The sequence below is a fragment of the Corynebacterium curieae genome, from assembly GCF_027570035.1.
Lineage (GTDB): Bacteria > Actinomycetota > Actinomycetes > Mycobacteriales > Mycobacteriaceae > Corynebacterium > Corynebacterium curieae.
In genome coordinates, this window is sequence record NZ_JAKMUU010000002.1 from 229,670 (window position 1) to 251,647 (window position 21,978).

Sequence of the window (21,978 nt, forward strand, 5' to 3'; positions counted from 1 at the left end):
AGGTATTTTAGGCCAATGACCTCCAGCCAGAATAAATCCCACTCCGTGACGTTGTGGACCCTCGTCGCGCTGATCATCGGTTCCACCGTGGGCGCGGGCATTTTCTCGCTGCCACAAAACATTGCCTCCGTTGCCGGCCCAGGCGCGATGCTCATTGGCTGGTTGGTAGCGGGCATCGGCATGCTCTCTGTGGCTTTTGTATTCCAGATTTTGGCCCGCCGCAAACCGCACCTAGATTCAGGCGTTTATTCCTATGTACGCGCCGGCTTGGGCGATTTTATTGGTTTTACCTCTGGCTGGGGTTATTGGCTGGGCTCCGTTATGGCGCAGGTGGGCTATGCCACGCTCTTTTTCAATACTCTGGGGCATTACCTGCCGCTTTTCGACGCCGACCATCACTGGACCTCCGCTATTGCCGTATCCCTGCTATCGTGGGGCATTTTTGCTGTCCTGGCCCGCGGCATTAAACAGGCGGCTTTCATGAACTTGGTCACCACGATTGCCAAGATTGTGCCCATCCTTGCCTTCGTTGTACTCATTGCTTTCCTGGGGTTCAGCTGGGATAAATTCACCTTGGACTTTTGGGGACGCGCTGCCGAGGCTAGCGTCTTTGAGCAGGTCCAAGGCATCATGCTCTTTACCGTGTGGGTATTCATTGGCGTGGAGGGCGCTTCCGTTTATTCCAAGCAGGCTGCAAAGCGCACCGACGTCGGCCGTGCGACCGTGATCGGCTTTTTCTCCGTGCTCGCACTGCTGGTTTCCGTGTCCACCTTGAGCTTCGGCGTTATGACCAAGGAAGAGTTGGCTGCGCTGCCCGATAATTCCATGGCGTCCGTACTCACTGAAGTCATCGGCCCATGGGGCGGCGCGCTGGTGTCTATTGGACTGTGCTTGTCCGTTCTGGGAGCCTATGTGTCTTGGCAGATGCTGTGTGCCGAGCCCATCGTGATGATGGCCATCGACGGGCTCATTCCCCGTCGCATCGGCACAATCAACGTGGCAGGTGCGCCATGGGTAGCGCAGCTGATTTCTACGATGGCAATCCAGCTATTCATTATCGTCTTCTACCTCAACGAGGCCTCCTATAACGCCATGGTGCAGCTGGCCACCATCATGTACCTGCTGCCGTATATCTTCTCTTCCCTGTACCTGCTGCTTCTGGCGCTTCGCGGCAAGGGGCTGTCCCACCCGCAGGCGGGTATCAAATTTGACCTTTCTGGACCAGAGGTAAGCCGTAAAGAAAACCGCAAGCACCTAGCCATCGCTTTGCTCGCTTTTATCTATTCGCTATGGCTAATTTACGCGGCCGATCCCGTCTACGTGCTGCTCGGCGCACTGGCCGTAGTCCCAGGCCTAATCCCATATGTCGGCACCCGGATCTGGAAGAAGGAACGCATTTTCAACACCTTCGAGTGGTGCGTGGTGGCCATTGTTTTGGCCGGTGCCGCCACCGCCATCTGGGGCTTGAGCACCGGCTGGCTCACGCTCTAGCTACTCGCCTACGCTGACCACGTTCGAGGTGGACTTTGCACCGCTCACATTGATGGGGTCGACGTCGAAAAGCGCGCTTAGGAAGTCCGCCGCCCACTGAATGAGCTCGGTATCGCGCAGCTTCGGGGAGGTGACATTTCGCCCGGCCTTGGGGAATGGCACGTTGATTGCCTTCGCCGCCGCGCGGAAGCTGGAGCCCGGGTATAGGCGCTTGAGGCGCACCTGCTTGGAATCCGGCAGCTCCACTGGGTGGAACTTGACGCGGGTGCCCTGCACGGTGATATCGGAAATGCCGGCGCGGCGCGCCTGGTGGCGCAGGCGGGCAACGGAAAGCAGGCGCAGGACCTCTTGCGGCAGTGGGCCAAAGCGGTCTTCCATTTCCTCGATGACGGCCTTGAGATCATCGTCATTCTGCGAGGCCGCAAGCTTGCGGTAGACCTCCAGGCGCAGGCGCTCGGAGTCGATATAGCCTTCCGGAATATGCGCGTCCACGGGGAGATCGATGCGGATTTCCTTTGGGCCTTCATCGGTAACGGTGGGGGCCTCGCCGCGGGCGAGCGATTTGAAGGTCTCGACCGCCTCGCCCACGAGCCGCACGTAGAGATCGAAGCCCACACCGGCAATGTGGCCGGACTGTTGGGCGCCAAGGACGTTGCCGGCACCGCGCATCTCCAAGTCCTTCATGGCTACGGCCATGCCGGCACCAAGGTCGTTGTTTTGAGCGATGGTGGCCAGGCGGTCATAGGAGGTTTCCGTGAGCGTAGCGCCCTTGGGGTACAGGAAGTAGGCATAGCCGCGCTCGCGGGAACGACCCACGCGCCCGCGCAACTGGTGGAGCTGAGACAGGCCCATGTGGTGGGCGTTTTCCACAATGAGGGTATTCGCATTGGCGATATCCAGGCCCGTTTCCACGATGGTGGTACATACCAAGACGTCATACTCGCGGTCCCAGAAGCCCTGGACGGTCTGCTCAAGGACATCCTCATTCATTTGACCATGCGCGACGACGACGCGGGCCTCAGGTACCAAGTCACGCAGTTCGCGGGCCTTCTTCTCAATGTCAGAGACTTTATTGTGAATGAAGAAGGTTTGGCCATCGCGTAGTAGCTCGCGGCGGATAGCCGCGGCTACCTGCTTGTCCTCATAAGCGCCCACGTAGGTCAGCACTGGGTGGCGGTCCTCTGGCGGGGTAAGGATGGTGGACATCTCGCGGATGCCGGCCATAGACATCTCTAGGGTGCGCGGGATAGGTGTAGCGGACATGGTAAGCACATCCACGCTGGCTTTAAGGGCCTTAATGTGCTCCTTATGCTCCACGCCGAAGCGCTGCTCCTCATCAACCACGATGAGGCCAAGATTCTTCCAATGCACGCCGGTCTGCAGGAGTCGGTGCGTGCCGACGACGATATCAACGCTGCCATCGGCCAAGCCCTTGAAGATTTCCTCGGCTTCCTTCTTCGAGGTAAAGCGCGAGAGCACCTCAATCTTGACGGGGAAGCCGGTCATGCGCTCGCTGAAGGTATCAAAGTGCTGCTGTGCTAGCAGCGTGGTGGGCACGAGGACGGCCACCTGCATGCCGTCTTGCACGGCCTTGAAGGCAGCGCGGATGGCTACCTCGGTTTTGCCGTAGCCCACATCGCCGACGACGACGCGGTCCATCGGCACCGTGGATTCCATGTCCTGCTTGACGGCATCGATGGCCAGCATCTGGTCTTCGGTCTCCACGAAGGGGAAATTATCCTCCATCTCCGCCTGCCACGGATTATCTGGGGCGAATTGGTGGCCCGGCGCGGCTTGGCGCTTGGCGTAAAGCTCGACGAGCTCTCCGGCGATTTCGCGCACGGCAGCACGAGCCTTCTTCTTGGTGTTCTTCCAGTCGGAACCGCCCATCTTAGAAAGGTGGGGTGATTCGCCGCCGGTGTACTTGCTCAGCAAATCCAGCGAGTCCATAGGCACCCAGAGCTGATCGGCGGGTTGGCCGCGCTTGGAGGGTGCGTACTCAAGCACGATGTATTCGCGGCGGCTGGTCTCGTCGCCGGACTGGATGGTGCGCTCGGCCATCTTCAAGAATTTGCCGATGCCGTGGGTTTCGTGCACCACGAAATCGCCTTGCTTGAGCGCAAGCGGATCGACCTTATTGCGGCGCTTGGCGGGGCGCCGCTTCGCTTCGGCGATATCGCCTACGCGGTTGCCGGTCAGGTCCGTCTCGGTTACGACGACCAATGGAAGGGCTTCGGCGTCCTTGGGCTTTTTCACCTTGGGAAATACCAGGCCGGCATGGCTCAGCGCCTGGTAAAGCGTGACTTCACCGGCGGTGGGTTCCCAGCCGGGGGTAGCCACCTTGGTGCGGATTCCCTTTTCCGCGAAGCGATCCACCATGCGCTTGATGGCACCTGGGGCCGGCGCAATAAAAGCGGCACGGCCGCCCGCGTTGGTGTGCGCGAGCAGCTGGGCCATCATGGCGTCGATTTCTTCAATATTGCCGCGCGGAGTGGGGCCAGGTTCGAATTCGAGGGGCAGCGTCTCTTCTTCTGGGGCTGCCAGCATTCCTGGCGGCGAGTAAGTCCACAAGGGCAGCCCGGATTCACTAATAGTGACCTCGAGCGATTCATAGGAGCGGTAGCTGGACGCCTCTGTGTCGAGCCCTTCAGTGGCCAACGGACCATCAGCTCCCATGGCCGCGGCTTCCCAACCAGCGGCAAGGAATTCCGCATCGGTCTTTTCTAGATCCGCAACGCGGCGACGAATCTTTTCCGGAGCGACCATGACCACGTGCGTGGTGGGGCGGAGGAATTCGGGGAGGGTGATCATGGGGGCGTCGGAAAGCGCGGGCAGGAGTGCCTCCATGCCTTCGGCCGGCATGCTTTCGCTGACTTTGGTCAATAGCTCCACCAAGGCGGGGTTGCCGGGGTGCTTGACCGCAAGATCGGCCGCGCGTTTGGTGATGGCATCCGTAATGGGCAACTCGCGGGCAGGGAAAATGTCTACACGCCCCACCTCGATTTCTGGGATGGTGCGCTGGTCAGCTACGGAGAATTGGCGGATATCGGTAATTTCATCGCCCCAAAACTCCACGCGAACTGGGTAATCAAGAGTGGTGGGAAAAATATCGATAATGCCACCGCGGGTAGCATACTCGCCGCGCTTCGCCACCATGTCAACATGCTTATAGGCACGGAACTCAAGCTCGCGGACCACCTCATCAAAGTCATATTCGTGGTCCTCTTCTAGGTGGACGGGAGCTCGGCCTTCTACCTCTTTGAGGATAGGTTGGGATAAGCCACGGGCAGCGGTGACGATGACCTGCAGGCTATCGAGGTTGTGCAAAACCTCAGCACGGCGGCCGATGATGTCTACGCCTGGGCTCAGGCGCTCGTGTGGCAACGTCTCCCACGCGGGGAACATGGCTACCTTCTCCCCTAGCATCGCCGTCAGCTCCGCGGTGAGATCTTCCGCCTCGCGGCTCGTGGCGGTCACCACGAGGACCGGAGCATGGTGGGCCAAGGTTCCCAAAGCCCACGGTCGAGACTGATCTAGGCCCGTAATGTGGAGGTCTTCCCCCACATGGGAAATCATGCCCTTGAGCTTGGGATCCGAGGCCGCTACCTTCAGCAGGCCAGCCAGCATTGGCGTTGCCATCTATTTGCCTCCTAGCTTGGGCTTTACTTCCATACCAGACAAACCATTCCAGCATAGATTGACAATATGCGTGGCGACGACTTCCTTATCCGGGCTGCGCTCATCCAACCACCATTGCGCTGTAGTCGATACCATTCCCACCAGCGCTTGGGCGTAAATATCCGCCAAATCCGGTTGGATACCACGATGCTCAAATGCTTCGCGCAAAATATAGGAAACCTGGCCCACGGCGGAGTTCAACAGCGTGGAAAAGCTGCGCTCATCGCCTGGCTTGGCGTCGCGCACCAAAATAAGAAAACCATCGGTTTCCTCTTCGACATAAGCCAAAATGGCCATCACGGCCTGCTCGATTCGCTCGCGCCAGCTGCCGGTTTCCAAAGAATCAGTAATGACCTTTTCCAAAGCCAGCATCTCGCGGTCGATCACCACCGCGTAGAGGCCTTCCTTTCCCCCAAAGTGTTCATAAACAACGGGCTTAGATACCCCGGCGCGGGCAGAAATTTCTTCCACGCTGGTTCCTTCAAACCCCAATTCCGCAAATGCGGCGCGTCCGATGGAAATAAGTTGTTCGCGGCGTTCGCGGCCGGTCATCCTTTGTCGAGCCATGCCCTCTACCCTATCCTTAGCCACGCAATTTGTGATTTACCCGGGTGTGTCAGGTACGCTATGCGTACAGCTTCGGCTGTGTTTCCCCATGGTGTAATCGGCAACACTACGGTTTTTGGTACCGTCATTCTAGGTTCGAGTCCTGGTGGGGAAGCTTTTTAGTTTTCTTCCGCCCGCGGCGAAATCCTTTTAGCTCGGCTTTCTTTGCAATCGCAGCCACCTGTGCAGCGGTGTAGTTAACGGGGGCGACGCCAGCACGGGGAAGTACCCAGCCGCGCCAGTAAGACAGGATGGCCATGCCGCTGCCAACGAGGGGCGAGATGATCATGCCGAGGGCGAATTGGCCGTAATGGGCAAAGGTCACCATAACGATGCCGGTCAGAATTGATGGCACAGCGTAGAGGGGGCTGCCGCCGAAGATGGACGGGATTTGCCCAGAGGCGATATCGCGGACCATGCCACCGCCCACCGCAGTGAGCACTCCCAAGAACACGCACGGGATAGGCGGCATGCCGTGCGTAAGCGCCTTGACGCATCCGGTGGTGGACCAGACGCCGAGAATGATGGCATCGCCGTGTTCACGAAAAAGTTCCCATGCCTTGCCTTTAAGATCGGTAAGGAAAGCGATGAGCGCACCCACGCAGGCAAGCCCCAGGTACCACGGATCGGCAATGGCGGCCGCTGCCCCATCGGCAATGAGCATATCGCGGAGCATGCCACCGGCCAGCCCGGAGAAAAGAGCAAGGAATACAAATCCAACGATGTCGAATTCGCGACGGCGGGCGATGGTGCCGCCGATGATGCCATTCAATGCCACGCCGAGGAGATCAAAGGCCTGGTAGAGCGAATTGATTAGGGGATCGACATCGTGCATGATTCTTAGGCCTCCTGCCGCACGGGTAGAATTTCGGCGTGACTGCGACCACGTTTTCGTCTCCGGCGTGTCAGCATGGCTCTTATTTAACCAACTCGTTTCTCTGAAAGATCGCTTTTCCATGTCTAAATCCAATGCCCGGTATTTCATCTGGTCCAATGGCCTGCAAAATTTGGGAGATCAGATTGTTGCCGCCAAGACGGTTTTGCCTGCACTTTTCAGTGCGGCCGGCGTGCCAGCATTCTTTACCGGTTTGCTTACCCCTATCCGCGAGTCAGGCTCGATGCTGCCGCAGGCGGCGCTGACCCCGTGGGTGACTACATACCGGGCCCGCAAGCGCCTGTGGATTATCGGTTCGCTTGGCCAGGCGGTAGCTGCCGCGGTCATCGCGCTAGCAACATTCTTTGCCCACGGGGTAGTACTCGGCGTGGTGGCGCTTGTGGCCTTGGCGGCCCTCTCGCTTTTTCGCGCCCTGTGCTCGATAGCGGGCAAAGACGTACAGGCTCGCACCATTTCCAAGGGCGCGCGTGGCCGAGTGACCGGAAGTGCGGCCGCGCTCGGCGGCGGTGCTACCTTGCTTACCGGCATTATCCTTTATTTTTTGGGCGAGCTCAGCATCCCCATGATGGGCGCGGTACTCGCCATTGGCGCGGCCACGTGGGCCATAGCCGCGTGGGTCTTTTCGCACGTGGATGAGCCGGTGCCAGAGGAAGCCGAAGGGGGCATCGATAAGCGCTGGTGGCAAGATACCTGGCAGCTTTTTACTAGCGACGGGCAATTTCGCAATTTCGTCATTGTCCGCGCACTCCTTTTGGTCTCGGCGCTGTCTACCTCTTTTATCGTGTTGCTCAGCAGCAACCTTTCCGGGCTCTACGGCTTCGTGCTTGCCTCGGGGCTGGCCTCGCTGGTAGGCGGGCGTATTTCCGGTGTGTATTCGGATAAGTCCTCTAAGAACACCATGGCTGTGGGCGCGGCCGTGGCTTCCGTCGTGCTGGTGCTTTTGGTGGCCAGCTCGCATTGGGCCCCAGATGGGGTCAATGCTTGGGTTATGCCTATAGGTTTCTTTGCGGTTAACTTAGCCCATACCGCCATCCGCGTGGCGCGAAAGACCTACGTGGTGGATATGGCCGGCGGCGATAAGCGCACCCAGTATGTGGGCGGCGCGAATACGATGATGGGCGTCATTTTGCTTATCGTGGGTGGTATTTCCTCCGTTGTAGCGCTTGCCGGGCCGGAGGCGGCGCTGCTATTCCTTTCCCTCATCGGTTTTATCGGCGTGTGGCGCGCCCGCGGCCTGAAGGAGGTTTCTCACACATAAATTGCACTCGGGCTATAGGATGTAGTCCGGATAATAATCAGACTCAACCCTCAGGAGTTCAATAACCCGTGGTAGCAACAACCCCGTGTGCCGTAGTAGTCCTCGCGGCTGGTGCCGGCACTCGCATGAAGTCCACCAAGCAAAAGACCTTGCACGCGATTGGCGGGCGCAGCTTGCTCGGCCACGCTCTGCATGCCGCTGCCGGGATTAATCCGGAGCGCATCGTCACGGTGGTGGGGCACCAACGCGACCAAGTCTCCCCCGCGGTCGACGCCATTGCTGCGGAGCTGGACTGTGAGGTGCTCCAGGCGGTGCAGGAACAGCAGCTGGGCACTGGCCACGCTGTAGCCTGCGGCTTGGAACCTATCCCAGAGTTCGAGGGCACCATCATCGTCACCAATGGTGATGTACCGCTGCTTACCCCGGAAACCATTGAGGGCCTGCGCGCTACCCACACTGAGCAGGGTAATGCGGTTACCGTGCTTTCGATGCGCCTCGATGATCCGACTGGTTATGGCCGCATCATCCGCTCTGCGGACGGCAGTGTGTCTGCCATTGTGGAGCAAAAGGATGCCACCGAAGAGCAGTGCCGGGTCAATGAGGTCAACTCTGGTGTCTTCGCCTTTGATGGCCGCGTGCTTGCCGACGCCCTCCAGAAACTCGACTCCAATAACGCCCAGGGCGAGCTTTATATCACCGATGTGCTCGAGATTGCCCGCACCGCTGGGCACGGCGTCGGCGCGCATGTGGCAGCCGACCCTGCCGAACTCGCGGGCGTCAATGACCGCGTACAGCTTGCCGCTGCAGGCCGTGAACTCAACCGCCGCACGGTAGAAAAAGCGATGCGCGGCGGCGCCACCATCGTGGATCCGGAAACCACCTGGATTGGCGTCAATGTCACAGTAGGCTCCGATGTCATCATCCACCCGGGCACCCAGCTGTGGGGTGCTACCAGCATCGCCAATAACGCCGAGATCGGGCCCGATACCACTTTGACCAATATGCAGGTAGGCGAGGGCGCTTCCGTCGTGCGCACCCACGGAAGCGATTCTGTCATTGGCACTAATGCCAAGGTGGGACCGTTTACCTATATTCGCCCGAATACCGTGGTGGGCGAGAACGGAAAACTCGGCGGCTTCGTAGAGGCAAAGAACGCGCAGATCGGCCGCGGCTCCAAGGTGCCGCACCTTACCTATATTGGCGATGCCACCGTGGGCGAGGAATCCAATATCGGCGCCTCCTCCGTCTTCGTTAACTACGACGGCGTGAACAAGCACCACACCACCATCGGCAGCCACGTGCGCACCGGTTCTGACACAATGTTTATCGCTCCGGTCAATGTCGGTGATGGCGCATACTCCGGTGCGGGTACAGTAATTAAGGACGATGTTCCTGCGGGAGCACTCGCAGTCTCCGGTGGCAAACAGCGCAACATCGAGGGCTGGGTTCAAAAGAAGCGTCCGGGCACTCCCGCGGCTGAGGCCGCAGCCCGTGCGCAGGACAACGAAAAGTAAGGGGCATATTCTCCCATGACTGGCAAGGTAACTGGTAGCAGCAAGAACATGAAGCTCTTCTCTGGGCGTGCACACCCAGAGTTGGCGGAGGCTGTGGCTAAGGAGCTCAAGACTGATCTGGTTCCTACTACCGCGCGCGACTTCGCCAATGGCGAAATCTTTATCCGCTTTGAGGAGTCCGTGCGTGGTGCCGACTGCTTCGTAATGCAGTCCCACACCCAGCCGCTCAACAAGTGGCTGATGGAGCAGCTCATCATGATCGATGCCTTGAAGCGTGGCTCCGCTAAGCGCATCACCGCTATCCTGCCCTTCTACCCATATGCACGTCAGGATAAAAAGCACCTGGGCCGCGAGCCGATTTCCGCCCGCCTGGTGGCAGACCTGCTGCAGGCTGCTGGCGCAGATCGCATCGTGTCCGTGGACCTGCACACCGATCAGATTCAGGGCTTTTTCGATGGCCCGGTCGATCACATGCACGCCCAGCCAATTTTGACGGATTACATCAAATCTAAGTACGCCACCGATAACATCACCGTGGTTTCCCCAGACGCCGGCCGCGTGAAGGTGGCGGAAAAGTGGGCCCATGACTTGGGCGATGCCCCGCTGGCCTTCGTACACAAGACCCGCTCCAATACCGAGGCCAATAAGACGGTGTCCAACCGCGTGGTAGGCGATGTTGAGGGCAAGGACTGCGTGCTTCTCGACGACATGATTGACACCGGCGGTACCATCGCCGGCGCCGTACGCGTGCTCAAGGATGCGGGCGCCAAGAAGGTTGTCATTGCCTGCACCCACGGCGTCTTTTCCGATCCCGCACGCGAGCGCCTCTCCGAGTGCGGCGCGGAAGAAGTTATCACCACCGATACCCTGCCGCAGTCCACTGAAGGCTGGTCCAACCTCACGGTGCTCTCCATCGCACCGCTGCTAGCGCAGACCATCCACGAGATCTTCGAAAATGGATCCGTAACCACCCTTTTCGACCGCGCCTAAATACCCAATAGCTAAAGGCGGTGAGCATGGCTTTGCTCACCGCTTTTATTTTGCTGCAAAACAGCGGCAAGTCTCCTAGCGTCGGTGCCGGATTCGCCTCCAGCCAGGAGCTCTTGCAGTACTTCACCGCTTTCGGCATTTGGGGAATAGTAGGAGCCGGCGTAGGGCTCATCCTCGACCCGCTGACCATCATGATTGCGATGCAATACGGCTCCTACTTTCAGGCAACATCACACGGGCGCGTGTTTTCCTCGATTGCCTCAAAGCCAGTAGCCCGCTTTGTGGACTACGCCATCATCTTCACCCAGTTCTGCCACACCTTCGTCATGCTCTCCGGCGGCGGGGCCAACCTACACCAGCAGTGGGGATTGCAACCATGGGTTGGTTCCGCACTCATGGCCGTCCTGGTCCTCATCGTAAGCTCCATGAATGTGGCAAAGGTGACAAACGTCCTAGGAGCGATTACCCCCTTCGTATTAATTTTGCTCCTTTTGGCAGTGGGCGCGGCGTTTATTGATCCGCCATCTGGCCTGCAACAGGCACACGAATTCGCCAGCGCACACGTGGAATCCCCGCTCCCCTTCTGGTGGGTGGCAACTTTGAACTACCTTGGACTTTCGCTCATGGCCTCCACTGCAATGAGCATTGTCATGGGCGCAGACACTCTTAATTCCCGGCAAGCGGGGCGCGGTGGCTTCTTTGGCGGCCTGCTCTTTTCCGGAATGTTGGTATTGCTGGTAATCGCACTGCTGCTGAGCGTGGAAGATGTCTGGGACGCAGACCTTCCTACTCTCGCAATGCTGAATGAGATTCATCCTTGGTTGGGCACCGCCGCAGCGGTCTTTATCTACCTGATGATTTTCTCCACCGCGATTTCCAACTTCTACGGAATGGCGCGACGCCTCAGCGCTCGCCGGCCCAATCGGTACTTGCCTATCTTGGTAGCTAGCGTCATCATCGCATTCGTTTTGTCGTTTGTTCCGTTTGGCACTCTCGTCGGCATGGTCTTCCCAATTTTGGGCTATATCGGCATCATCGTCATCGGCTTGCTCATCTATACGTGGCTGCGCCGCGGCCGCAGCATTGTCAATGCCGAGTCTCGCCGCCGCAACAAGATCCGTGCCCTAATTCTTCGCATGATTGATCCGAAGCAAAAGTTCACTACCTCAGACCAATCTCAGCTTTCTCGCGAAGTTTATAACTCCAATTTGTCAGTCACGCACCTACGAGATGAGGTTGCAAACGATGTCATTGCGGAGCTGGATCACCAAGAATCCTTTCCTTTCCATGCGGAAGACTACCAACTGGAAAAAGACTGGCAGAAGCTAGACGCAACGCGGCCTCCCGCAGAGAAGCTACGAGATCCCGATACAGAGCATTTCCAAGTCCCTAAGAAGGACAATAACCGCTAAGGCCCCGTTCGGGGTTTGGTTGTAGGAAGCCTGACATGCTAATCTAACTCAGTCTCGGCGAGGGCAACCTCAGGATGAGGAAGCCGTTATCGACGCGATTGAAGTTAGAGCATGTTGCTTTTATATACGCCTGCGATGACTCGTCCAAGACGTCCATCGGCAGGCTTTCGTCGTTTTTATCGCGTTGGCCGCGCCGCACTACTTTGACTAAGGAGAATGAAGCATGGCACAGCGCCCAGTAATCAAGGCTGAAGCACGTACCGAGTTCGGCAAGGGTGTCGCACGCCGCCTGCGTCGCGACTGGAAGGTCCCAGGCGTTATCTACGGTAGCCACCAGGAGCCGGTTCACTTCGCAGTTCCGCTGCTGGACATCCAGTCCCTCGTTCGTAACAACGGTGTCAACGCCGTTCTGGAGCTGGAGATCGACGGCGAGCAGTACCTGACCATGGTTAAGCACGTTGACCAGAATGTCCTGACCCTGGACATCGATCACGTTGACCTCCTTGCCATTAAGCGTGGCGAGAAGGTTGAGGTTGAGGTTCCGGTCACCCTGACCGGCGAGCCGGCCCCAGGCACCATGCACATCCAGGATGCTGACGTACTGATGGTTGAAGCAGACGTACTGAACATTCCGGAAGAGCTCGAGGTTTCCATCGAGGGTCTCGAGGACGGCGCGGTTGTTACCGCAGCCGACGTCACCATGCCGGAGGGCACCACCTTGGTGGCAGAGGAAGATACCGTTATCGTCTCCATCTCCCTGCCTGAGGTTGATGAGGAGCTCGAGGAAGCTGCTGAGGCTGCTGAGGAAGGCGGCGCAGACGCTGGCGCTGAGTCCGTCGATGAGGGCGAAGGTTCCTCCGACTCCGACGAGGAGTAATCTCCTCCTCTTCAAGCACGTAGGCCGCCGTGAGAATTGCTTCTTGCGGCGGCCTCGTCGTTTTTCCTTCGCCATATGAGACAATTGTGCGCGTGACTCCACTTCTCGTAGTAGGCCTTGGAAACCCTGGCCCCAAGTACGCAGGCACTCGGCACAATATCGGTTTCGACGTAGCTGACGAGCTGGCGGGGGAACTGCTGAGCAGCTTTTCGGTGCACAAGAAAACCAATACCGAAGTAGCCGAGGCCTTGGCCGGTGGCCGTAAAATTATTTGTGCCAAGCCGCGATCCTTTATGAACCTTTCCGGCGGGCCAATCAAGGCTTTAGCGCAATATTTTCATCTCTCCGCCGCCGATATCATCGTCATCCACGATGAGCTAGAGCTCGATTTTGGCGCCATTAAACTTCGCCATGGCGGCGGCGACCACGGTCATAATGGTTTGCGCTCAACCACCAAGTCCCTAGGGACAAAGGACTATAAGCGCCTTTCAATTGGCATTGGGCGCCCACCAGGCCGGATGGACCCGGCGTCGTTTGTGCTCAAGCCATGGGCAAAACAAGAAAAGGCCGAGATTCCCATCATCTGTGCCAACGCGGTGGATGAAATCCTGCGCGTAGGATAGTCGCCATGAAACTGGCTACCCTACGCACCGGCTTTGGCACCTCCGCTATCCGCATCGATGGGGACAATGTGGGTGTCGAATTGGATTATGAGGATGTGGGCCAGCTGCTGCGCAGCGAGGATTGGCGTAAGGCCGCCCAGCTTTCCGGCGAACCGGTGGTCTTTGACCACGCTGACTTGGAGGCCGTGGTACCAGCTCCCGGCAAAGTCATTTGCGTTGGGCTCAATTACGCCAAGCACATCCGCGAAATGGGACGCGAATTTCCCAAGCATCCCACCCTGTTCATCAAGTTCGCGGATGCCCTTACAGGCCCATATGACGATGTATTCATTCCAGAATATGGCACACAACAGTTGGATTATGAGGGCGAACTGGCGGTAATCATTGGCGAGCGCGCCCACCATGTCAGCCGAGACGAGGCCCTTGACTATGTGGCCGGATACGCCATTATGAACGACTACACGCTGCGTGATTTCCAGCGCCAAACTAGCCAGTTCCATGCCGGCAAGTCCTTTTATCGCACCGCCGGCTTCGGACCTTGGCTGACGACTGCTGACGAGTGGGCTCCGGGTTCTGGAGCCATACTTACCACTACAGTAGACGACGAAGAAAGACAGCGTGATAACACCGATGACCTTATCTTTTCGGTAGCCCAGCTTATCGAGTTTTGCTCGCAGCTTTATCCGCTAAATCCAGGAGACGTCATCGTTACTGGCACCCCGGAAGGCGTTGGCTTTGCACGAGAGCCGCAGCAGTTTATTCACGATGGCCAAAACGTAACGATTTCCATTGAGGGCTTGGGGCATATTTCCAATACAACCCGCTTTGGCGAACCCGGCTGCGGCCCAGGCTGTACCTGCGCTTAAGCTGTGCCCAGGTTCTCACCCCGACGAGGGCGGGACCGTTTTCTCCCCTGCTACCCGCGCCGGTTAAGCTGGGTTAATGAGCACAAAAAGCAGCAAATCCCCCAAGAAACTCAACAAGAAGGCCTACGAAAAGGAACTCGAGCGCCTTCAGGCAGAGCTCGTGGACATGCAGCAGTGGGTCGTTGAAACCGGTGCCCGCGTAGTCATCATCATGGAAGGCCGCGACGCCGCCGGCAAGGGCTCCGCGATTAAGCGCATCACCCAGTACCTCAACCCACGTACCTGCCGCATCGAGGCACTGCCCGCGCCGAACTCTCGTGAGCAGGGCCAGTGGTACTTCCAGCGCTACGTGGAAAAGCTGCCTACCAAGGGCGAAATCGTCATCTTTGACCGCTCCTGGTACAACCGCGCCGGCGTCGAGCGCGTCATGGGCTTTTGCACGGACCAAGAATACGTCCGCTTCCTCCACCAAGCACCGACCTTTGAGCAGATGCTGGTAGAAGACGGCATCATGCTGCGCAAGTACTGGTTCTCGGTCTCCGATGAGGAGCAGATTAAGCGCTTTGAATCCCGCCGCAACGATCCGTTGCGCCGTTGGAAGCTCTCCTCTATGGATCTACAGTCCATTACCCGCTGGGAAGACTACTCCCGTGCCAAGGATGCGATGTTCATCCACACCGATACCCCGACCGCCCCGTGGTACACCGTGGAATCAGAAGATAAGAAGCGCTCGCGTATCAACGTCATTTCGCACCTGCTGAGCACCATTCCATACGAGAAGATCGAGCGCGAGATGCCAAAGATTCCGCAGCGCCCTGAGTCTGATGGCGAAGCCTACGAACGCCCCGCCCGCGAAGAGTTCCGCTACGTACCGGACGTCGCCGCCAAGCTGGAGCGCAAGTCCGAGCACAAGACGGCGAAGAAGACTTCAAAGAAGGGCAAGAAGAAGGATAAGAAGAAGTAGCAGCACCGGCTATATTACTATCTTCATTCATGAGCACTGACACCGCCGCGCAAGCGCGTTTAGGAGATAAAATCCTCACTGCGGTGGCGGTGCTCATTGCGCTATTTTATGTGATTTCTGCCGCGAAGAATCCCAGCATAATTGAGATTATTCAGGCAGGTCTATCGTTGCTATTCCTGCCATTTATGTGGATCTGGCGGAGCCGTCCCGTGCTCAGCGCCACGGGCTTTATTGTGCTGCTCGCGGCATGGGCCGTGGCTTGGATGAGCCAGCTGCCCACCAATCTAGGGCTTACCCCTTGGGCCCTGACTGCCCCCATGGCGGTGTATGCCACCTCCCGCTATGTCACGCGCCGTGCCATTCCTCGCACGGTACTGGCTCTAACGATTCTTGGCTCCTTCATTTCGCCATTCATGTGGCGCATAGATCCGGAGTCTTTCGTTTTGCATTACCAACTGGACCGCCGCTACGTGGCCATGTTGGTCGTGCACTGGGCTGTTTTGGGCACTACCTACTTCGCCGCCGTACGCTACTTCGACTTGGCACGCCAGCGCGAGCGCCTAGCCCAAAAGCGTTTCCGCCAAGCCCAAGAAGAAGAGCGATTGCTCATCGCACGAGAGTTGCATGATGTATTGGCCCATTCCCTAACTTTGATAAAGGTTCAGGCCAATGCTGGAATCATTGCCGGGCGATCAGATGCTAAAGCTGCCGAGGAAGCGCTGACCAGCATTCGCGATGGTGCGGATTCTGCGTTGGAAGAGGTTCGCGGCATCGTCACGGCGCTGCGCAGCACCGGCCCCACCGCTCTGAAGCCCACCACGCAGCTAGAGCACATCGAGGGAATTATCGATGGATTCCGCACGGCGGGCTTGGATATTTCTGCCCGCCTGCCACAAAATTGCGAGGTTGCAGCGCTCACGCAATTGGCCCTGGTGCGCATCATTTCTGAAGGCCTAACTAATGCGTTGCGGCATCAAGGAGCCGGTACACGGGTGGAAGTAGAGCTAGCGCTAGCCGACGTCGCCCAGATCGCCCTTATATCTACCAACCCCTCCCCAACTGCCAGCCAAGTGCCCGGCAGCGGTGTGGGTCTTGTTGGCATTGCAGAACGCGCACACGCTTTGGGTGGAAAGCTGGATGCCTGGGGCGATGCCGAAAAGTTCATCGTGCGCGCCGAGCTACCGTTGCAGAAGGAAAGCCGTGTCTAAGATTCGTGTCCTGCTCGCCGATGACCAAGCGATGCTTGTCGCCGCTTTGTCCACCATTCTCAACGCACAGGATGATATTGAGGTCGTGGCCACCACGAACACCGGCGCAGAAGCCGTCACCGCGGCGATGAGCCACCGCATTGATGTAGCCATCCTGGATATCCGAATGCCGGGAATGGACGGCATCGCCGCGGCCCAAGCAATCCTTTCTCGCGTCCCTGACTGCCGCGTCATCATGCTCACCACGTTTAATGAAGACGATTTGGTGGCTCAATCTATCGCCGCTGGCGCACATGGGTTTTTGCTCAAAGACGCCGATCCGGAGGTACTTGCGGGGGCTGTCCGGGACGTCGCCAAGGGCGCATCGGTACTGGCTGCTCAGGTAACTGGACCGGTTCTGGAGACCTACCGCACCGCCCTTACCCGTGGCCAACTGAGTGCGCAGGAACGCCAAGGGCTTAGCCTGGTTACCCGGCGCGAGATGGAGGTACTTTCGCTCATCGCCCGTGGGGCCACGAATTCTGAAATCGCCGCCGAGATGGTCATCGCTGACACGACGGTAAAGTCACATGTCTCGGCGCTGCTTTCTAAGCTTGCCGCACGCGACCGAGTGGCGCTGGTTTTGCTGGCTCAGCGCGCTGGAATTGCCTAGTCTCCTACTACGGTAGGAGATGTTCGCTGCGAAGTCCGTCTTGTGGGCGGAAGATATTCGCGTCCCAGCGCGCGAGACTACGCAGTATGAATTATGAAGTCTCCTTTGAGCACGTCTCCAAGTCTTTTGGGCCTCACATGGTTTTGCGCGACATAGATTTTCGCATCGTGCCTGGTCGCGTCCACGCCTTATTGGGACGCAATGGCGCCGGAAAATCTACGCTCTTTTCGATCTTTTTAGGCCTGCTCTCCGCCGATTCCGGGGTGGTTAAAGTAGATGGCGTTCCCTGGTCTCACGAAGTCCTGGACCACGTGGGTGCCTCCGTCAACGGCCCTGCCTTTTACGGGCATCTCTCTGCTGCAGCCAATCTTCGCGTACACACTAGATTGCTCGGGCTGCCGGAAGCTGAGGTCGACCGCGTGCTTTCCATCGCCGGTCTCAGCGAAGTTGGTTCCAAAAAGGCAAAGTCTTTTTCTACCGGTATGAAGGCACGCCTCGCCTTGGCCCAGGCTCTCCTAGGCGATCCAGAAATCCTTGTTCTGGATGAACCACAAAATGGCCTTGATCCGCAAGGCATCGTAGAACTGCGGAACCTCTTGCAAAAGCTTGCTTCTGTCGGCCACACCGTAATCGTGAGTTCACACCAGCTCGGCGAGGTTGTCCATCTAGCCCAAGACATCACCATTCTTGCTGAGGGTTCCATTCGCTATTCCGGCGCACTAGAGAACTTGGCTCCCAGTGGTCAACTTGAAGCAGAATTTTTCCGCCTGACGTCTCCGGATGGTGAGCGCCATGTTTAAGCGCTACCTTTCCGCCGAGCTCCTGCGCAGCCGCGGTAGCGCGCTGCAATGGCTCCCGCTCCTAGCTATACCGCTCGTGGTGATGACCGTACTATTTTCCTCCTTTGCTTCCGCCGCGAAGGACGCTACTGGCGTCTTAGGATGGCAGTCCATGTTCGTCACGGGCATGTATGCACCTCTCATTGCGCTTTTTGCCACTGTTCCCGAGCACCGAGAGGCCCGTACTCGGAGCGGCGGTACGCTGTGGCGGCGAGTCAATCCTCACTATGAACAGGCTTCCCGCTTTCTTGTCATACTCGCTAGCCTTGCGGCCTTCCATGTCCTGAATTTCGGAGTTTCCTGGGCAGTGGTCGCACTTCAAGGACGAGCGAACCATCAATTGTTACTAGTAGCTGGAGTCTATTCTTTCCTAGGCGCCATCGGCATCGCCGGTTTCGCTGCAGCGGGTGCACGTCGTTGTGGTCTTGCCGCCGCGCTCGTTGCGAGTATTGTCTGGCAGGTAGTTAGTGTTTTACCGAGCACTGTCGAAGGCAATGCGTGGTGGGCTTTCCCGCCAGCATGGCCGCTGCGGCTATTACTTCCTGCACTGCGCATTCATCAGAATTCCGTTCCTCTCGATCCGGGAGATCCGCTGCTGCAAGAAAGTCCTTTGCCTGCTGCGGTGCTATGTCTCCTATTAGCGGTAGCCGGTACCTGCGCTGCAATCCTTACTCCTCGCCGCACACGACGTCTTTCTCTGCTCCGCCGCGCGGGGGCACCTGTTACTAATGCCACCCCAACTACCGCTGCTGGAACTTGGACCCCCGCGGCTATACCTCGTGCAGCAGCTCGTTCCCGGCTTATGGGCGCGGTGCGCGGACTTCACCGTGCCGCTTTGAGCCCCGCACTCATCGCCTGCTTAGCTTTAACCGCGCTGGCTCTGGCTTTCCTCTCCGCTATCTACCCGCCTAGCTATGTAGAGGGATTCTTCCTCTTCTTATTGCTACCGGTAGGTGCGGGGATCCTTCCCGTGATGGTGTGGCCCCTTCTCGCGCCCTCGTGGCCTCTCAGTTATATTGAGTCGCGCTATAGCCCAATCGCACTCCTTTTGTGGCTACTTGGCACTGTTGTGATCGTGTGTTCTGCCGCATCGCTCGCGATGGTCTGCTCTGGTGGTTCTGCCATGGCCGCAGCAGCACAGCTGCCTCTGGCTGTGGGGGTGGGCTTTGCCATCACGGTAGTTTCCCTAGTTATCGTGCTGCTTTTCGGTATTTTGAGTGCGCTCGCCTTCACTATCGTAGGCACGATAGTCTCCGTAACCCTCGGCGGTGATGTACTAGCCAAGACTTTCTTGTGGCTCCTTGCCTTTCCAGCGTGGCCGATGAATGCCGATTCTCCGGGACGCTACACCGTTGCGGCGCTTCTGACGTTGTTGATTGCTGTCGCTGGTTCATGGGCATCCGCACGGTTACTACGGACTACTGCTCTGCGGCCCACAAGGTAGAAACGCTAAAAAGCAGCCACAATATCGGGCGCTTCGGCCCGTTTTGGGTCAACAACGCGGCTGCAATATCGGCCCAGCGCCGGGGCGCATAAGGATAAAACGACTAAAGCCCGCGGTTAAGCCGCGGGCTTGGGCTAGGTGCGCTTAAAGCTCAGCAGGAGATACGCGCTTTGGCAGAACAACCGGACGGGAATCCGCCAGCTCTTCCACAATGCGGACTACCTGGTTGGAGTAGCCGAATTCGTTGTCGTACCAGACATAGAGCACGAGGTGCTTGCCGGAGGCAATGGTGGCTACACCATCGACAATGCCGGCGTGAGTATTGCCGATGAAGTCAGAGGATACGACCTCTGGGGAGGCAATGTAGGAGATCTGCTGGCGCAGGTCAGAATGCAGGGAGACGTTGCGCAGGAAGTCATTGACCTCTTCGCGCTCTACTTCCTTTTCCAGTTCGAGGTTAAGCACAGCCATGGACACGTCTGGGGTGGGAACGCGGATGGCGTTACCGGTGAGCTTGCCTTCGAACTCCGGCAGGGCCTTAGCTACGGCCTTAGCAGCGCCGGTGGCGGTAAGCACCATGTTCAGGCCGGCAGCGCGGCCGCGACGATCGCCCTTGTGGTAGTTATCGATGAGGTTTTGGTCATTGGTGAACGAGTGTGCAGTCTCCACGTGGCCGTGGGTTACGCCGTAGCGGTCATTGATGACCTTCAGCACTGGGGTAATGCCGTTGGTGGTGCAGGATGCGGCAGAGAGGATTGTGTCCTCATCGGTGATGTTGTCATTATTGATGCCGTAGACGATGTTCTTGATATCGCCCTTACCCGGTGCGGTCAGGAGCACGCGGGAGATGCCCTTGGCCTTGAGGTGCTGGGAAAGACCCTCGCGGTCGCGCCAAGCGCCGGTGTTATCCACCAAGATGGCATCGTCAATGCCATAAGAGGTGTAGTCGATTTCGGTGGGGTCGTTGGCGTAGATCATCTGGATCTTGGTGCCATTAGCCCAAATGACCTCGTTTTCCTCGTCCACGGAGATGGTGCCGTTGAAGGCACCGTGGACGGAATCGCGGCGCAGCAATGATGCGCGCTTGAGGATGTCCCCGTCGCCCTTCTTGCGCAGGACGATGCCGCGCAGGCGAACACCACCGTAGGCCGCCTCGCGGGCAACGAGCAGGCGGGCTAGCAGACGGCCAATGCGGCCGAATCCGTAAAGAACGACGTCGGTGGTTTCCAGATCAACACCGGCACCGACGATGTCGCACAGCTCGCCTTCCAAGTACATGCGGAGGTTTTCCTCGTTGGATTCCTCCCAGCCAAGGACTAGGCGGCCCAGGTCAACGCTGGCAGCACCCAGGTTCATGTCTGCCAATTCCACCAGGATAGGCAGGGTTTCCGCCGTGGACAGGTGGCGCTGCGCAATGCGGCGTGCGTAGCGGTGGGACTTAATGATGTCGATATCGGTCTGCCCCACCAGCGGGCGGCCGAAGATGGTGGTGACAACGTTGTTGTTGCGGTGCAGCTGGTGGACGAGTGGAATCATTTGCTGCGCCAGCTCGAGGCGCTCGTTCCAATCATCATGGCCAACATGTGCGTTCGCAGTCACGTAATTCATTCCTTTTCTGTCACGGGGGTGGCATTAAATGTTCAAACATAAATATTAGCGCGTACTAGTTTGGGTTTTGGCATAGTTGATTCAGGATGTCGGCCACAGTACCCCCGTTAATTTTCTCTACTTCGGTGCCGACGAGGCAGTAGGCTACGGCATCATCGTGCTGCGCACGGCGTTCCTTGAGTACGGGGTTCAAGAGCGGATAAACGGGTGGAAGGTTGGGGTGGCTACGGGTGTAGTAGGTTTCGAGTCCGCGTGCATACCGGCCCGAGAAGGCACGGGTAGTGACAGTCTTTCCACCATTGCAGATAAGCCGACGGTTGTAGTCGCTCGTTCCCGCTTCTCTAGCGAGCAAGAAAGCGGAACCGCACGAGCAGGCGATGACTCCAGGCCACGACAAAGCGGTGACAATATCTTCTGCGGTGCGCAGGCCTCCTGCTGCAATAATGGGATGCTCTGGCGCGACGGCATGCACCTCGGCCACCAGCTTTTCCAACGGCAGGGAACTGGGAGTCGCGGCTAAGTCCCAAGTTCCGCGGTGTCCACCGGCGTCTGGTCCTTGGACGCAAAGCGTATCGACGCCGCCGCGGGCAGCTGCAATTGCCTCTGCGGGGGTAGTTACGGTGGTCCACGCTTCTGCGCCGGCTGCATGGATTCGCTCCAATTGGTGGGAAGTAAAGGTACCGAACATCGACCACACCACGCGGGCCCCGCCGCGCAGCGCTAGCTCCAGCTTTTCTTCAAAGTCAAAGGAGTAATTGGGCTCAGGCAGTGGTTGGTTTTCTGCTCGGGCCAGTTCGCGAGCGGCTTCCAGCTGCGGTTTGGAAAGTGGCTGTTGTGGGCAAAAGAGGTTCACCCCGAACGGAATGCCGGCACACTGGTCAATCTGTGTGCGTGCGGAATCGATGCTGGCAGAGCCCAAACCTAGCGTGCCAAAAGAGCCTGCGGCATGAGCAGCGCGTACAAGTTCCGGGGTGGTAGGGCCACCGGCCATGGGTGCGGGGATTACGCTACGGGAAAGGGAGCTAATAATCTGAGTCATAGCACCCCACCCTA

General features: G+C 58.2%; 18 protein-coding genes. 13 read left to right on the forward strand and 5 right to left on the reverse strand.

What is annotated here, in order from left to right; translation table 11 throughout:
- Positions 1-15: 15 nt before the first annotated feature.
- Positions 16-1,491 (forward strand): amino acid permease, encoded by a 1,476-nt coding sequence (locus L8V01_RS05310; protein WP_269946099.1) that lies wholly within the window; start codon positions 16-18, stop codon positions 1,489-1,491.
- Here L8V01_RS05310 and mfd read toward each other — a convergent pair whose 3' ends face one another.
- The 3 genes from mfd to L8V01_RS05325 form a co-directional block, all read right to left on the reverse strand.
- Positions 1,492-5,130: a transcription-repair coupling factor gene (gene mfd, locus L8V01_RS05315; RefSeq protein WP_269946100.1), complete on the reverse strand. Its 3,639-nt coding sequence runs from the start codon at positions 5,128-5,130 to the stop codon at positions 1,492-1,494.
- Positions 5,131-5,736, reverse strand: coding sequence for a TetR/AcrR family transcriptional regulator (locus L8V01_RS05320; protein ID WP_269946101.1), 606 nt, complete (start codon positions 5,734-5,736; stop codon positions 5,131-5,133).
- Positions 5,737-5,860: 124 nt separating this feature from the next.
- The gene (locus tag L8V01_RS05325) at positions 5,861-6,610 is read right to left on the reverse strand and encodes a trimeric intracellular cation channel family protein (RefSeq protein WP_269946102.1); all 750 of its coding nucleotides are present in this window, start codon (positions 6,608-6,610) and stop codon (positions 5,861-5,863) included.
- A 121-nt stretch (positions 6,611-6,731) separates the two neighbouring features.
- Between L8V01_RS05325 and L8V01_RS05330 the strand changes: the two genes are divergently transcribed.
- The 12 genes from L8V01_RS05330 (at position 6,732) to L8V01_RS05385 (ending at position 19,317) form a co-directional block, all read left to right on the forward strand.
- A complete protein-coding gene (locus tag L8V01_RS05330) occupies positions 6,732-7,928 on the forward strand; it encodes an MFS transporter (protein ID WP_269946103.1) in 1,197 nt (398 codons plus the stop codon).
- Positions 7,929-7,996: 68 nt separating this feature from the next.
- Entirely contained in the window at positions 7,997-9,442 is a 1,446-nt protein-coding gene (glmU, locus tag L8V01_RS05335; protein WP_269946104.1) for a bifunctional UDP-N-acetylglucosamine diphosphorylase/glucosamine-1-phosphate N-acetyltransferase GlmU, read from the forward strand.
- Positions 9,443-9,457: 15 nt separating this feature from the next.
- Positions 9,458-10,432 (forward strand): ribose-phosphate diphosphokinase, encoded by a 975-nt coding sequence (locus L8V01_RS05340; RefSeq protein WP_269946105.1) that lies wholly within the window; start codon positions 9,458-9,460, stop codon positions 10,430-10,432.
- A gap of 26 nt (positions 10,433-10,458) precedes the next feature.
- The gene (locus L8V01_RS05345) at positions 10,459-11,844 is read left to right on the forward strand and encodes a YkvI family membrane protein (RefSeq protein WP_269946106.1); all 1,386 of its coding nucleotides are present in this window, start codon (positions 10,459-10,461) and stop codon (positions 11,842-11,844) included.
- A gap of 223 nt (positions 11,845-12,067) precedes the next feature.
- Positions 12,068-12,721 (forward strand): 50S ribosomal protein L25/general stress protein Ctc, encoded by a 654-nt coding sequence (locus L8V01_RS05350; RefSeq protein ID WP_269946107.1) that lies wholly within the window; start codon positions 12,068-12,070, stop codon positions 12,719-12,721.
- A gap of 86 nt (positions 12,722-12,807) precedes the next feature.
- Positions 12,808-13,344, forward strand: coding sequence for an aminoacyl-tRNA hydrolase (gene pth / locus L8V01_RS05355; protein ID WP_269946108.1), 537 nt, complete (start codon positions 12,808-12,810; stop codon positions 13,342-13,344).
- 5 nt (positions 13,345-13,349) lie between these two features.
- Positions 13,350-14,210, forward strand: coding sequence for a fumarylacetoacetate hydrolase family protein (locus L8V01_RS05360; protein ID WP_269946109.1), 861 nt, complete (start codon positions 13,350-13,352; stop codon positions 14,208-14,210).
- Positions 14,211-14,286: 76 nt separating this feature from the next.
- A complete protein-coding gene (gene ppk2 / locus L8V01_RS05365; RefSeq protein WP_269946110.1) occupies positions 14,287-15,174 on the forward strand; it encodes a polyphosphate kinase 2 in 888 nt (295 codons plus the stop codon).
- A gap of 29 nt (positions 15,175-15,203) precedes the next feature.
- A complete protein-coding gene (locus L8V01_RS05370; RefSeq protein WP_269946111.1) occupies positions 15,204-16,382 on the forward strand; it encodes a sensor histidine kinase in 1,179 nt (392 codons plus the stop codon).
- On the forward strand, positions 16,375-17,034 hold the full coding sequence (locus tag L8V01_RS05375) for a response regulator transcription factor (RefSeq protein ID WP_269946112.1): 660 nt from the start codon (positions 16,375-16,377) through the stop codon (positions 17,032-17,034). The genes L8V01_RS05370 and L8V01_RS05375 overlap by 8 nt, the downstream gene beginning before the upstream one ends.
- 86 nt (positions 17,035-17,120) lie before the next feature.
- Positions 17,121-17,834 carry an ATP-binding cassette domain-containing protein gene (locus tag L8V01_RS05380; protein ID WP_269946113.1) on the forward strand — a complete coding sequence of 238 codons (714 nt, stop codon included), beginning with the start codon at positions 17,121-17,123 and terminating at the stop codon, positions 17,832-17,834.
- Positions 17,827-19,317 carry an ABC-2 family transporter permease gene (locus L8V01_RS05385; RefSeq protein ID WP_269946114.1) on the forward strand — a complete coding sequence of 497 codons (1,491 nt, stop codon included), beginning with the start codon at positions 17,827-17,829 and terminating at the stop codon, positions 19,315-19,317. Before L8V01_RS05380 ends, L8V01_RS05385 begins: the two co-directional genes overlap by 8 nt.
- A 144-nt stretch (positions 19,318-19,461) precedes the next feature.
- Here L8V01_RS05385 and L8V01_RS05390 read toward each other — a convergent pair whose 3' ends face one another.
- Complete coding sequence (locus tag L8V01_RS05390; protein ID WP_394371657.1) at positions 19,462-20,916, reverse strand: glyceraldehyde-3-phosphate dehydrogenase; 1,455 nt, start codon at positions 20,914-20,916, stop codon at positions 19,462-19,464.
- Between the two features lie 64 nt (positions 20,917-20,980).
- Entirely contained in the window at positions 20,981-21,964 is a 984-nt protein-coding gene (locus L8V01_RS05395; protein WP_269946116.1) for a nitronate monooxygenase, read from the reverse strand.
- Positions 21,965-21,978 lie beyond the last annotated feature (14 nt).